Source organism: Asanoa hainanensis, assembly GCF_900188485.1.
GTDB lineage: Bacteria > Actinomycetota > Actinomycetes > Mycobacteriales > Micromonosporaceae > Asanoa > Asanoa hainanensis.
Genome location: NZ_FZPH01000027.1, coordinates 1 through 12,555 on the forward strand (window position 1 = coordinate 1; position 12,555 = coordinate 12,555).

At 71.1% G+C, this 12,555-nt stretch carries 13 protein-coding genes; 4 read left to right on the forward strand and 9 right to left on the reverse strand.

Going from position 1 to position 12,555, the window contains the following annotated elements; genetic code table 11:
• Window positions 1-31 precede the first annotated feature (31 nt).
• The 4 genes from CHC05_RS42920 to CHC05_RS37820 all read right to left on the reverse strand — a co-directional run bounded on the left by CHC05_RS42920 (window position 32) and on the right by CHC05_RS37820 (window position 2,920).
• Window positions 32-211 carry an SDR family NAD(P)-dependent oxidoreductase gene (locus CHC05_RS42920; protein WP_089255466.1) on the reverse strand — a complete coding sequence of 60 codons (180 nt, stop codon included), beginning with the start codon at window positions 209-211 and terminating at the stop codon, window positions 32-34.
• Between the two features lie 84 nt (window positions 212-295).
• On the reverse strand, window positions 296-811 hold the full coding sequence (locus CHC05_RS37810) for an HAD domain-containing protein (RefSeq protein WP_089255467.1): 516 nt from the start codon (window positions 809-811) through the stop codon (window positions 296-298).
• Window positions 804-1,442: a class I SAM-dependent DNA methyltransferase gene (locus CHC05_RS37815; protein ID WP_218824806.1), complete on the reverse strand. Its 639-nt coding sequence runs from the start codon at window positions 1,440-1,442 to the stop codon at window positions 804-806. Before CHC05_RS37815 ends, CHC05_RS37810 begins: the two co-directional genes overlap by 8 nt.
• Window positions 1,439-2,920, reverse strand: a complete 1,482-nt coding sequence (locus tag CHC05_RS37820; protein ID WP_089255468.1) for an FAD-dependent monooxygenase — start codon at window positions 2,918-2,920, stop codon at window positions 1,439-1,441. Before CHC05_RS37820 ends, CHC05_RS37815 begins: the two co-directional genes overlap by 4 nt.
• A gap of 78 nt (window positions 2,921-2,998) precedes the next feature.
• Between CHC05_RS37820 and CHC05_RS37825 the strand changes: the two genes are divergently transcribed.
• The 3 genes from CHC05_RS37825 (at window position 2,999) to CHC05_RS37835 (ending at window position 5,413) form a co-directional block, all read left to right on the forward strand.
• A complete protein-coding gene (locus tag CHC05_RS37825; RefSeq protein ID WP_089255469.1) occupies window positions 2,999-3,748 on the forward strand; it encodes a TetR/AcrR family transcriptional regulator in 750 nt (249 codons plus the stop codon).
• A gap of 85 nt (window positions 3,749-3,833) precedes the next feature.
• Window positions 3,834-4,430, forward strand: coding sequence for an RNA polymerase sigma factor (locus tag CHC05_RS37830; protein WP_089255470.1), 597 nt, complete (start codon window positions 3,834-3,836; stop codon window positions 4,428-4,430).
• Window positions 4,427-5,413 carry a CU044_5270 family protein gene (locus tag CHC05_RS37835; RefSeq protein ID WP_089255471.1) on the forward strand — a complete coding sequence of 329 codons (987 nt, stop codon included), beginning with the start codon at window positions 4,427-4,429 and terminating at the stop codon, window positions 5,411-5,413. The genes CHC05_RS37830 and CHC05_RS37835 overlap by 4 nt, the downstream gene beginning before the upstream one ends.
• A gap of 820 nt (window positions 5,414-6,233) precedes the next feature.
• On the opposite strand, the gene CHC05_RS37840 is transcribed toward CHC05_RS37835, so the two are convergent.
• From CHC05_RS37840 to CHC05_RS37860, 5 genes are all read right to left on the reverse strand, one after another.
• Window positions 6,234-6,704, reverse strand: a complete 471-nt coding sequence (locus CHC05_RS37840) for a PH domain-containing protein (protein ID WP_144022960.1) — start codon at window positions 6,702-6,704, stop codon at window positions 6,234-6,236.
• 31 nt (window positions 6,705-6,735) lie between these two features.
• Window positions 6,736-7,002 carry a hypothetical protein gene (locus tag CHC05_RS37845; RefSeq protein WP_089255473.1) on the reverse strand — a complete coding sequence of 89 codons (267 nt, stop codon included), beginning with the start codon at window positions 7,000-7,002 and terminating at the stop codon, window positions 6,736-6,738.
• 9 nt (window positions 7,003-7,011) lie between these two features.
• Window positions 7,012-7,572 carry a hypothetical protein gene (locus CHC05_RS37850; RefSeq protein WP_089255474.1) on the reverse strand — a complete coding sequence of 187 codons (561 nt, stop codon included), beginning with the start codon at window positions 7,570-7,572 and terminating at the stop codon, window positions 7,012-7,014.
• A gap of 195 nt (window positions 7,573-7,767) precedes the next feature.
• Window positions 7,768-8,535, reverse strand: a complete 768-nt coding sequence (locus tag CHC05_RS37855) for a hypothetical protein (RefSeq protein ID WP_089255475.1) — start codon at window positions 8,533-8,535, stop codon at window positions 7,768-7,770.
• Between the two features lie 86 nt (window positions 8,536-8,621).
• Entirely contained in the window at window positions 8,622-10,937 is a 2,316-nt protein-coding gene (locus CHC05_RS37860; RefSeq protein WP_089255476.1) for a glycosyl hydrolase family 95 catalytic domain-containing protein, read from the reverse strand.
• A gap of 54 nt (window positions 10,938-10,991) precedes the next feature.
• Here CHC05_RS37860 and CHC05_RS37865 point away from each other — a divergent pair, with 54 nt between their 5' ends.
• Window positions 10,992-12,515, forward strand: a complete 1,524-nt coding sequence (locus CHC05_RS37865; protein ID WP_089255477.1) for a right-handed parallel beta-helix repeat-containing protein — start codon at window positions 10,992-10,994, stop codon at window positions 12,513-12,515.
• Window positions 12,516-12,555: the final 40 nt, after the last annotated feature.

A 12,555-nucleotide genomic window follows, 5' to 3' on the forward strand; every position in this document is an offset into this window, starting at 1 on the left:
GATTCCTCTCCCTGGCCTGCGCCTTGATCTGCTACCGCCGAGCCGTCCGCCTCAACCTACTGACCAGAAACAACCCCAAATGAGACGTGGTCTTACGGCGCCCGGTCAGATAGACGTACGCCCCTTCCTCGGCGAAGCGCAACGCACTGGCGAACCCGATGCCGTCGCTGGCACCCGTCACTACGGCGACCTTGCCGTCGAGCTGACCCATTCCCACTACTCCCCTGACTGTCTGCGGCGGCCCGTTGACCGCCTGCCAGGCCAGTGCATCTCGCGGGAACAGCACCAACAATGATCAGTTCGGCAAAGACCGATACCCCGGAGGTATCGACCGAGGCCCGACCCATGCGCCCACGGCGGCGAAATCCGCGTCGGTAAGGCCTTGGAGCGGGTCGACCCGGTGCAGCAGAGCCGGCGCCGGGTGGTGAGCCTCGACCCATCGGCGGTCGACCTCGGTGAGCTCGTCGTCGAGCCAGACGAACGGGCGTGCGCCCGCCCACCGGCTCAGGAACGCCGTCTTCCAATGTAGACCGTGCGGCGCCTCGTCGTCGTCCGGCCATTCGACGACGGGCAACGCCGGAAGCCCGAGCCGCGGCGCGACGACCTCGTTGGCGTCGGCCATCCAGGTCGTCGCCCAGACAAGCTGGCAGCCCAGGGCGAGCAGCCGCTCGCCGTCAGCGGGATCGAGCCGCTCCAGGAGCGGATTGCCAGTGGCCTCGTCTGCCGGGCGGCGGGCGTAGGCGGTCGGACGGGCTCTGAACGGAATCAGCGGCCCGTCCACGTCCAGAAAAACCAAGGGACGCTCATTCATTCCGGCCACGCTTGCGCGCGATGAGGTAGGCGGCCCGCTTCGGCGGCTGGACGTCGGCCGGCTCGTGGACTGTCGTCACGACGACGTGGAAGCCGAGGTCGGTCAGCATCGCCGCGATCGTTTCCGGGCGGCGGCGGTGGAACGTCAGGTCGATCTCGTGGCCCCACACCTCGGCGACGTGGTTTGTGTCGTCGCCGGCCTGGAACGCCAGCAGCAGCGGGGCATCCGGGGCCAGCACCCGGTGGAACTCGGCCAGCACGCCGGGCAGGTTCGCGTCCGGGACGTGGATGGTCGAGAAGAACGCGTTGACGCCCGACAGGCTGCTGTCCGGATGGTCCAGAGCGGTCATCGAGCCGACCTCGAAACGCAGTTCCGGATAGTTGGCCCGGGCCTGCTCGACCATGCCGGGCGACAGGTCGATGCCGAACACGTCCAGGCCGCGACCGTGTAGGAACTTCGTCACGTGGCCCGGACCGCATCCCACGTCGGCGACCCGCCCGGAGGCCAGGTCCGCGAACAGCGTCAGCATGCTCCGCTTGACCGGCTCTCCGGGCAGGTCGTTGGCGAACCGGGCCGAATAGCCCGCGGCGACGACGTCGTACGACGAACGTGTCGTGTCGAGGTAGGTCACGCCCGGAAAGCTAGCGAAGGCGACGCGGCGCCGTGCAGCGCGGTCCAGTACTCGGTGATCCGCTCCGCCGAGGTCGTCACCAGGCCCACGTAGCCGTCGGGGCGGACCAGCACCAGCGTGCCGTCCGTGACGTCGTAGTTGGCCCACGCATCCCCGTCGGTGTCGGCCACCGCGTACGCGTGCACCGTCCCACCGAAGCTCTCGTTGACCGCCGCGACCGTGCCCGCCTGCCCGGCGCCGAAGGCGAGCAGGGTCCAATGTGGTCCCCGGAACAACGGGAACAGCCGGCCCGCCGCGTCGGGTGCCCGGTCTCCGGCCTGGACCGCACCGGGCGTCGGCCGGTCGTCGGCGCTCAGCGGGCCGCCCCGGTAGTTCAGGGCGAAGCCCCGCAGCTCAGGGCCGCGCACGTGGGCGTCCTCGTCACCCCGGCGGTGCTTCTCCAGCAGGTTCTTGGCGATGTCCAGCGCCTTGCGGGCTGCGGCCATCCGCTCCGGCTCGAAGCTGTCGAGCAGCACGTCCCGACCGCCGGCCAGCGCGGCGGCGAGCTTCCACCCGAGGTTGTAGCCGTCCTGGATGCCCGTGTTCATGCCCTGGCCACCGGTCGGCGGGTGCACGTGCCCGGCGTCGCCGACGAGGAACACCCGGCCGTCCCGGAACCGCGTCGCCAGCCGCGTGTTCTCCCGCCACGTCGTGTGCCAGGTCACCTCGCGTACGACGATGTCCGACCGGCCCGACGCCTCCTGCACCGTCCGTTGTAGATAGTCGAGGACGGGCTCGTCCGCGTTCGACGGCGGGCGCGCGACCGCCACGAACAGGTCGGTGCCGGCCAGCGGCGTCAGGCCGACCCCGCCCTCGCCCACGCGCCAGATCCGGCCGTGGTCACGGCCGATGCCCTCGACCCGGACGTCGGCGAACAGCATCGTCGTGGAGTCGTCGGTCTCGCCCGGGAAGTCGATGCCCAGCGTCTTGCGGACCGTGCTGCGGCCACCGTCGGCACCGACCAGGTAGCGCACCCGCTCCTGCGCCGTGCGCCCGTCGGCGGCGGCCAGCACGGCGGTGACCCCGTCGTCGTCCTGGGTGAAGTCGACCAGCGCGGTCGACAGCTCGACGCGGACGCCGAGCTCGGCCAGCCGTTCGCGCAGGATCTCCTCGGTGCGGAACTGCGGCACGAACCAGGCGTTCGGGTATGGCACGTCGGAGGTCGGCTCCTCGGCCTCCGTCATCTTGCCCTCCCAGACGACCGTCTCGCCCTGGTAGGCCCGCATCAGGATGCCCAGGTCGCCGGCGGCCACGATGCGGTCGAGCACGCCCAGGTCCGCGAAGACCTCCATCGTCCGCGGCTGGATGCCGTCGGCGCGCGACCCGCCGAAGAACTCCGCCGCACGGTCGACGATCCGCACCTCGATCCCCCGCACCGCGAGCTCGCAGGCCAGCGTGAGGCCGGTCGGCCCGGCTCCGGCGATCAACACCTCGGTCATGACGCCCTCCCCGATTGTTCGTATCACGTACGAAGGCTTCGTACGTCGTACCAACAACGTTAGCGGTACGGTGTACGAATGGCAAGCGCGGATGACGACGCACTGATCTGGACCCGACCCGAGCCCGGCACCCGCCGGCCGAAGTTCACCCGCGAGCAGATCGCCTCGACCGCGCTGGCCATCGCCGACGCGGAGGGGTTCGCCGCCGTCTCGATGCGCCGCGTCGCCGGCGAGCTGGGCGCCGGCACGATGACGCTCTACTACTACGTGCGCACGAAGGACGAGCTCGTCGCTCTCATGGACAACGCGCTGATGGGCGAGGTGCTGATCCCCGAAGACGAGTTCCCGTCCCACTGGTACGACGCGCTGTCCGCGATCGCCCTGCGCACCTGGGACATCCTGACCCGCCACCCGTGGGCGCTGCACTCGCTGCAGAACGCACCGGTCGGGCCCAACAACCTGCGGCACTTCGAGCAGGCGCTCGCCAGCCTCGCCGGGACCGACCTCGACGCGCCCGACAAGTTCCTGCTGATCAACCTGGTCGACGACTTCGTACACGGCAATGCCCTGCGGTCGGCCGAAGTCCGGGAGGCAGGTGAGCCGGCGGCGGACGGGTCGCCGGTCGACGCGGCCCTCCGGTTCGGTCAGACCCAGATCGCCACCGGGAGGTTCCCGCACACCCAGGCGCTGTTCGGCGACGGCGACCCGCGCGAGGCCTGGGGTCGGGTCGTCGGCCCACTGTCCGAACGCGACCGGTTCCGGGTCGGCCTGTCCGCGCTGCTGCACGGCGCGGCCAGCCGGTGGAAGCTGGCCCTGCCCGACGCCTGATCTCCCTCCCGCGAACATTCCCGGGCGCATCGGCGAAGTAGGTGCGAGCCCCGCGCCGCGCGGGGCCCGGACAGAGGGAGGCCGCATGGGTGTGGGTGTCCACACCGACCTCGGACAGACCGACTCGGAGATCATCGGCCGGATGCACACGGATCCGGAGTCGTTCGGCACGATCTTCGACCGCTACTACCCCGCCATCCACGGGTACGTGAACCGCCGGCTGGGCCAGGACCTAGCCGACGACGTGGCCGCGGAGACCTTCCTGGTCGCGTTCGACCGCTGGCGACGCTTCGACACCGCGTACGAGAGTGCCCGGCCCTGGTTGTTCGGCATCGCGTCGAACCTGGTCGCCGGTCACCAGCGCACCGAGGCGCGGCGGTACCGCGCGCTGGCCCGGGCGGACCAGGTCGACGCGGTCGACGGCCCCGCCGAGCGGGTCGCCGTGCGGCTGGACGCGCAGGCCGTGCGTGGCCGGCTCGCCACGGCCCTGGAACAGATCACTCCGCCGGACCGGGAGGTGCTGCTGCTGATCGCCTGGGGAGACCTGACGAGCGAAGAGGTGGCGCACGCGCTGGAGATCCCCGCCGGCACGGTCCGGTCCCGGCTCCATCGTGCCCGCACAAAGGTAAGAGCGGCGCTGGGCGGCGTCGACCCCACAGCGACGAAAGAGGACCTGCGATGACGAACGAGATCACGGCCCTGCGGGAGAACTGGACCGAGGTCGAGCCGCCGTCGGCGGAGGCGACGGCCAAGGCCCGGGCGGCACTGCTGGCCCGGATCGCCGAGCCGGCGGCTCACGCCGAGCCGGCCAGGGCGCGGCACCGGCGCGGCCTGCCGGGATGGGCGTGGCGGGCCGGCCTGGCCACCTTCACCGCAGCCGCGGCGGTCGCGGTCGGAGCGGTGGTGCTCACCGACAACGCTGTGGTGCATCACGACGACCGGGCCTCCGCCCTGCGGACGGAGCACGCGGCCGACGGCATGGTGGCCCAGACCTTCGAGCTCGCCGCCGCGCACGCGGAGACCGAGCCGTTCACGCCGCCGCGCCCGGACCAGTGGACCTACGTCGAGCTGAAGATGGTGCGGGGCAAGATCGCGGTCGACAAGGGACAGGCGACCGACGAGACCACCAGGTCGTGGCGGCGCGCCGACGGCCTGCAGGCGGCGGAACTGCTCGACGGCAGGCTCCAGATCATGCCGGAAGCCACGGAGCTCCCGCAGATCATGCCGCCGCAGGACTATCCGACGCTGGCCGGGCTGCCCACCCGACCGCAGGCGGTGCTCGACTGGCTGCGGACCAGGCAGCCGGGTGACACCGGAGCCGTCTCGTACTCGCTGATCAGCGCCATGCTCCGCGACAACGTCCTGCCGCCCTCGGTCAAGGCGACCCTGCTGCGGGCGCTGGCCCTGATCCCGGGCGTCACCCAGTCGACGACCCCGGTCGACTTCGACGGCCGCCCGGCGATCGCGGTCGGCATGGTCCAGGACGGCTGGCGCCAGGAGGACATCCTGCTGGACCCGACCACCCACGAGTTCCTCGGCAGCCGCACCGCGGTGGTCAAGGACTACACCACGCCGGAAGGGGTCACCCTGAAGAAGGGTGACGTGGAGGTCGAGCTGGTCCGGCTCGCGGGCAAGATCGTGAACGCCCCGGGCGAGACCGACTAGCCAGCGGCAGCGGCGGTCGAGGTCCGCCCGTGACGGACCTCGACCACCCCAGACGCGTCATCCGCCCGGCGGTGACCTCGCCGCGGAGCCCACATGTTTTCGCACGTGACCACATGCGAAAACATGTGGGCACGTCGCACAACCCCCGACCCGCCGGATCGAACGCGGAGCGACACGCTCGATCGCGCTCGACGCGCCACGTCCCGGCGGACACCGCGTGGCACGCCGCCGAACCGGGCGGTGGTCGAAGGGATCACGCCCTCAGTGCTGTCCTGGCGATCGCGTCTGCCGACCTCGCAGGTGCCGAGATACCAGTGTCGTATTTCGATGATCCCGACCCACCGCCACGCCGATCACATCTGCCGACCTCGCAAGTGCCGGAATACCAGTGTCGTATTTCGATGGTCCCAACCCACCGCCAGGACGGTGGCTCGACGAGTAAGTCCGAGGTCGGGTCGGTGGCCGCGGCGAGCACGCCTGATCGCCTGCTTCGGCAGCGGAACTGCCGCTGGGCGCTTGCCGTAGCTGGACCGGCTCGGCGGGTTCCACGGCTGGCTGTGATCGGGTGTGCGAGGTCTGGGAAGTCGGGGGCGTGGCGGGTGATCGGGTGTGTCTGGTCTGGTCGACACGCCGTGCGTCGACCTGACCAGGCGCACCCGATCATGCGATCGAGGCGTCGAGATCTCGACAAGCCGCACACGATCATGACCCAGGTGGTTCCGGACAGCATCCGTGCCTGCTGCGGCCGTCCCGAGCCCCGCGAGGCAGTCATCGGGACCGTGCGACGCCCCCGTCGCGGACCGCGACGATAAGCAGGGGCCTAGCTCACCCCTCCCTTTTGGAGGGTGGCCAGTGCCGCGGTGAAGCGGTCGGACGGCAGGACGACCATGTCCGGTGTTCGAGGGCCACGGCGTTTGATCGCTGGCGAGAGGCGGCGGATCGAGGTCGGGAGGTCGCGTTGCGGATCCCGGGTGGTCACCCAGATCTGCCAGCCGTCGTGGTCGGTGGCCAAGCCCGCCCAGACTCGGTCAACGCGGCCCCACGGGACCAGGCGGGTCCGGAACAGCGAGCGGATCTTGATGCCGCCAGGCCCGACGAAAACGCCGGATAGCGCCGATCGCCAGACCAGGGCCTGCCAGAGCAGCAGGAGCGGCACCACGAGCGGCGCCGACTCTCGGGCCTTCTCCGCCACCAGGCCGCACAGCGGGAGCAGCCCGCCCGCCGAGAACGCCACGGCAACGGCGTAACGGGCGTTGTCTGAATCTCCTTCGGCCCGTACCCAGCTCGGCATAGCGCGGATCTTAGGCCGCGGCGGCAAGCGGTCAGGACTTTCCGTAGCCTGCCTGCGTCAGGATGCGGCGGAGCTGGACCACCGTCTGGGTATCGAGGTCCTTGGTCACCGGGATCTCGATGACCTCGTTGGCCGAGCCGATCGCAAGACGGATCTTGCCATCGTGCCGTTCGTCGACCGTGCCGATCTCCGCGAGCAGCGAGAGCACGTCGTGCCACTCGATGTTGTGGCTCACCGGGTGGTCGAGAATCTTCTGCAGTGTCCGGCGGTGGTGGCTGCTCAGGTGCGGTTGTCCCATTTGCCCACGCTAGCGCCGCCAGGCTTCGATCGCGGCCACGGCGCGGCGGGCGAAGTCGGCGACCACCTCGGGCTTGCTGCTCGAGCGCTCGTACTCGGCGTCCCACAGGATCGTCACCGTGTCACCGACGCGGATGACGACCGCCCGGTTGGTCTGCGAGCCGCCCACCGGGTTGCCGGGCAGGTCCGTCTGCGGCTGGATCACGTCGATGGTCAACGCCTCGCCACCCACTCCGCTCAGCGCCGCGGTGCGGGTCCGGAACGCGACACCGTCGCGGGTGTAGGACTCGCACGATGCCAGGTCCGAACGCAGTCGCCCCATGAACGCGGCAGCGCCGTCCCCGGAGTAGGTGCGGATCGTCTGGTACAGGACCCCGGCCGGGATGGTCCCCGGCTCGTCCCCAGGCAGCCCGTGCACCGACAGCACCGCGGCGCTGGCCGCGGTCTCGCCGCGGCTGGCGAACTCGCCGCCACACAGCCGCGGCACCGCCTCCTCGACCTCGACCCGCGTGCGGGTCTCGCCGTGGCTCAGGTGCTTGGGAAGTTCCAGAAATGCGCTGATCGGGATCACGGTCGGCGCTTGACCACCAGACGGCGACGGCCCGGGCGCGGAGGAAGCCGGAACCGTTGTCGGGGCGGAGGAGGACGAGCCAGGGCCGGCCCGGTCGCAACCGGTCACCGCCAGGGCGGCGACCAGTCCGACCATGGCCAGTCCAGGACCTCGATGGTTTCGCACGCCGAAACCCATACCCCGAGGCTTACCGCGCTAACGCCGCCAGGCGTGGATGGCGTCGACGGCGCGGCGGGCGAAGTCGGCGACGACCTCGGGCTTGCTGCTCGAGCGCTCGTACTCGGCGTCCCACAGCACCGTCACCGTGTCACCGATACGGATGACGACCGCGCGGTTGGTCTGCGTGCCGCCTACCGGGTTGCCGGGCAGGTCCGTTTGCGGCTGGCTGACGTCGATCGTCAACGCCTCGTCGCCTACGCCGGCCAGCGTCGCCGTGCGGATCCGGTACGGGACGCCCTCGTGGGTGAAGGACTGGCACGAGGCGAGCTCGGTCCGCAGGTGCCGCATGAACGTGGTCGAGCCGTTGCCGCGATAGGTGCGGATCGTCTGGTACAGGACCCCGTGCGGGATGCTTCCCGGCGGGTCACCGGCCAGCCCGTACACCGACATCACGGCGGCGCTGGCCGCTCGCACGCCGCCGCCGGTGAACTCACCGCCGCACAGCCGGGGCAGGGCCCGGTCGGCCTCGACCGGCACCCGGATCCTGCCGAAGCGCATCTCCTCGGGCAGCGCCAGGAAAGCGCTGACCGGGATTACGGTCGGCGCCCGGTCCGGGACCGGCGTGGCCGAGACCCGCGGCGGGGTCGGCCGAGCGGAGGTGGACGGGACCAGTGCCGGCGCCGTCATGGCACCGCCCCCGCCGGCACCGCCGGCGTCACTGCCGGCACCCGGCGCGCAGCCGGTTGCCGTGATGACGGCGACCAGGCCGACCGTGGCCAGTTGAAGACGTCGTTGGTTACGCACGATGAACCCCCGTGATGGTGTCCGCCCGGGCACATCGCCCGGACTTGATACCTGCTGACGGGCGGACCGGACCGTGGGTTGCGGGCTTACCGCGCGGTTGCACCATTCGCACGAACGACCAAAAGGTCGGATGCCAGGTCCACCGAACCACCGGCGTCCAGGTCAAGACGCACCGACGCATCCCGCCAGCGCACGGAGACAGTGGCGGCGCGGGTCGCCGACAGCCGGGCCGATACCAGGCATTGCCGCGCGTCCCATGACACGTCGACGACCACCCCGGGCCGCGCGACGAGACCGCGCAGCCGGCCCGCGGGCCAGTCCGGAGGCACGGCCGGCAGCAGGTCGATCACCCCCGCGTGGCTCTGCAGCGCGAACTCGGCCACGGCCGCGGTGAAGCCGAGGTTCCCGTCGATCTGGAAGGGCGGATGGGCGGAGAACCGGTTCGGGTAGAGGCCACCCTGCTCCCCCGTGGCACGCGCGCCGGCGGGGCGCAGCGCGAGGTCGATCAGGGCCGGCAGCCGTTCGGGCTGGCGGAGCCGGGCGCGCAGGGCCAGCTTCCACGCGAGCGACCAGCCGGTGGAGTCGTCGCCGCGGGCGTCGAGCGAGCGGGCCGCCGCAGCCGCCAGGCGCGGCGAGGTGTCGTCGCCGGGGAAGACCGCGTAGAGATGCGAGACGTGCCGATGGTGCGGTTCGGGAAGAGACCGATCGACGAGCCACTCTTGTACGCGGCCGTCCGCACCGACAGGAAGCGCTGGTAACCGGTCGAGCGCCGCCGCCGCGTCCGCCACGATCGACGAGCCGCCCAGCCCGAGCGACGCGGCCAACTCCACCACCGACGACAACAGCTCACGGGTCAGGGAAAGGTCGACAGTGGACGAGACGTCGACCGCGTGCCACGCGCCGTCGACCGTGAAGTGGTTCTCCGGCGAGGTCGACGGCGCCAGCCCCAAGCTCCCGTCCGGCAACTCGATTAGCCAGTCCAGCAGGAACTCGGCGGCCGAGGTCACGACCGGCCAGGCGACGTCGGCCGCGAACGCCCGGTCGGCGCCGAACCGCACGTGCTCGACAAGGTGTCGGCACAGCCACACGCCGGCCAGTGGCCAGAACGCCCACGACGGATCACCCTTCCGGCGCCCGGCCGGCGACGTATATGCCCACGCATCGGTGTTGTGGTGCGCACACCAGCCGCGGGCGTCGTAGAGGTGGCGCGCGGTCCGCTCCCCACTGAAACGCATCGCCGAAACGAGGTCGAACAGCGGCGATGCGCACTCCGCGAGTTGAACCGTCTCCGCCGCCCAGTAGTTCATCTGCGTGTTGATGTTGACGGTGTAGTTGGCGCTCCATGGTGGACGCATCGACGCGTTCCACAGCCCCTGCAAGGTCGCGGGCAGGCCACCGGGCCGCGACGAGCTGATCAGCAGGTACCGTCCGAAGTGGAACAGATAGGCGACGAGCGCGGTCCGCGACGAGCCCCCGACGAAGCTCAGCGTAGCCCGGTCATAAAGGGAACGATGCGCGCCCAGGTGGCGCGTGAACAACGGACCGGCACCGACCGCGAGCGCCGCGTCCGCGGCGGCGGAGGCCGCCGACAACGCCGTGTGCTCCGAGCCCGCCGGCGGCTGCCCGACCGCGGTGAACGTGGTCGCGGTGGTCACGACCAGCACCAACCGGCGTACCCCGGTGGCCCGCAGGACGCCGTCCCCAGGCACCGAGGTCCCGTCGTGCTCCCAGCGCGCCACCAGCGCACCCCGCACCGACGGAAACGCGTCGTCGTAGACCGGCGACGGCAGGTCCGGCTCGTGCGGCGGGGGCGCGTCGCGCGGCAGCCGCACGGTCGCCCAGCCCGCACCGCGCCCGAGCACGGACAACGGGCTGTCCAGCCGCACCGACAGGTCGACCGTCGCGTCGCCGTCGACCGAAAGCTCCAGCACGAAGGCCTGGTCCGGCGCGGAGACGTAGGACCGCCGGGTCACCCGCGACGATCCGACGGCGTAGGACACGATCACCGAGGCATCGCGCAGCCGCAACGAGCGCCGGCAGTCCGAGAGAGGCGCGGAGTGGGTGACGTCCAGCAGCAGGTCCCCGAACGGCAGGTAGCTCTGCGAGTAGTCGCTCTGCAGCTGCCGCACGAACGCGTCGGCCTCGCCGAACGAGCCGGCCAGCAGCGCCGCCCGGGCACCGGCGAGCGCCGCCCGGGCGTCCTCGGCGGAGATGGCCCGCTGGTCGGCCTCGCTGTCTACCCCGCCCGACCACGCGGTGCCGTCGTTGAGCGACACCCGCTCGTGCGCGGGATCGCCGAACACCATCGCGCCGAGGCGCCCGTTGCCCAGCGGAAAGGCCTCGAGCCAGTCGCCGGCCGGAGTGTCCAGGGTGTGCACGTGCGCGGGGTCGTCGGTGCTCATTCACACGCTCTCGATAGGGTGGGTTTGTAAGGACATACTAGGCAAGGGAGAAGCATGCGCGTCTTCGACGTCGTCGACCACGGCGCCGACCCGACCGGACGCCGGGACTCGGCCGAGGCGTTCGCCGAAACGTTCCGGGCCGCCTGTGCCGGCGAAGGGCCGTCCGAGGTGGTGATCCCACCAGGGTCCTACCACCTCTACCCGGAACGGGCCGAGCGCCGCGACCTCTACGTCTCCAACACGGTCGGCGCCGACGAGCGCTACCGCACGAAGACGATCGCGATGCTGGTCGAGGGCGCCCGCGACCTCACGGTCACCGGTAAAGACGCGCACCTGGTCCTGCACGGCCGCCAGACCGCTCTGGCCGTCATCGACTCGCGGAACGTGCGGTGGACCGGGTTCTCGGTCGACTACCACGCGCCGAGCCTGGTGGAGGCGCGCGTGGTCGCCGCGGGACCCAACTGGCGCCGGATCGCCGTGCCCGCCGACGTGACGTGGCGGATCGACGGCACCCACCTCCGCTGGGAGGGCGAGCGGGGCGCGGCCGGCCCGTACTGGACCGGCCAGGACGGCCTCGACTACACACAGGTCCACGACCCGCGCACCGGCCGCACGCGGCGGTGCGACAACCCGCTGTTCACCGGCATACGCGCGATCCGGGACGACCTGACCATCGAGTACGACCACCCGATCGACGACGACACCGGCCTCGTCTACCAGATGCGCCCGACCGTCCGGGACCACCCGGGGATGTTCGTCTGGGAGAGCGAAGGGGTCGTCCTCGACGACCTGGACATTCACTACCTGCACGGCTTCGGGATCCTGGGCCAGCTCAGCCGCGACCTCACCATCAGCGACGTCCGCTTCCTGGCCGACCCGGCGACCGGCCGGCACACCGCGAGCTACGCCGACTTCGTCAACCTGTCGAACGTCGGCGGCCAGGTGCGGATCGCCGACTGCGTCTTCGCCGTCGCCCACGACGACGCGGTCAACGTGCACGGCACCTACCTCGTGGTCAAGGAGCGGACCGACGACCGCACCGTCGTGCTGGAGTACCGCCACCCGGAGACCGCCGGCTTCCCCGCGTTCCACCCGGGCGACGAGATCGAGTTCGTCGAGCGCGCCAGCCGCGCGGCCGACACGGCGATCCAGGCCCGCGTCGAGCGGGTGGACGGCCCCAACGGCCGGGACGCCAGCCACGACCCGCGCACCATGACGGTCACGGTCGACCGCCCGCTCCCGCCCGATCTCGTCGAAGAGGAATGGGCCGCCGAGAACATCAGCTACTCCCCCGACGTCTCCATCACCGGCAACCTGATCACCGGCATTCCGACCCGCGGCGTCCTGCTCACCGCGCGCGGCCACTGCGTCATCGAGGGCAACACCTTCGACGACACCGGGATGGCGGGGATCCTCGTCTCGGGCGACGCCAACGACTGGTTCGAGTCGGGCCCGGTCCGCGACCTGACGATCCGCGACAACGAGTTCAGGCACCTGACCGCGCCGGCCGTCCTCGTGGAGCCCGCCGACAAGGTGCACAGCGGCATCGCGGTGGAAGACAACCGCTTCGTCGACTGAGGCTGAGACGGGCGGGGCGGCCGAAGCCGCCCCGCCCACA

Excerpts from the sequence above, each read along its gene's own strand:
- CHC05_RS37810 (WP_089255467.1), bottom strand. The coding sequence starts at position 811 with ATGAATGAGCGTCCCTTGGTTTTTCTGGACGTGGACGGGCCGCTGATT.
- CHC05_RS37820 (WP_089255468.1), bottom strand. The coding sequence starts at position 2,920 with ATGACCGAGGTGTTGATCGCCGGAGCCGGGCCGACCGGCCTCACGCTG.
- CHC05_RS37860 (WP_089255476.1), bottom strand. The coding sequence starts at position 10,937 with ATGAGCACCGACGACCCCGCGCACGTGCACACCCTGGACACTCCGGCC.
- CHC05_RS37845 (WP_089255473.1), bottom strand. The coding sequence starts at position 7,002 with ATGGGACAACCGCACCTGAGCAGCCACCACCGCCGGACACTGCAGAAG.
- CHC05_RS37830 (WP_089255470.1), top strand. The coding sequence starts at position 3,834 with ATGGGTGTGGGTGTCCACACCGACCTCGGACAGACCGACTCGGAGATC.
- CHC05_RS37825 (WP_089255469.1), top strand. The coding sequence starts at position 2,999 with ATGGCAAGCGCGGATGACGACGCACTGATCTGGACCCGACCCGAGCCC.
- CHC05_RS42920 (WP_089255466.1), bottom strand. The coding sequence starts at position 211 with ATGGGTCAGCTCGACGGCAAGGTCGCCGTAGTGACGGGTGCCAGCGAC.
- CHC05_RS37835 (WP_089255471.1), top strand. The coding sequence starts at position 4,427 with ATGACGAACGAGATCACGGCCCTGCGGGAGAACTGGACCGAGGTCGAG.
- CHC05_RS37865 (WP_089255477.1), top strand. The coding sequence starts at position 10,992 with ATGCGCGTCTTCGACGTCGTCGACCACGGCGCCGACCCGACCGGACGC.
- CHC05_RS37840 (WP_144022960.1), bottom strand. The coding sequence starts at position 6,704 with ATGCCGAGCTGGGTACGGGCCGAAGGAGATTCAGACAACGCCCGTTAC.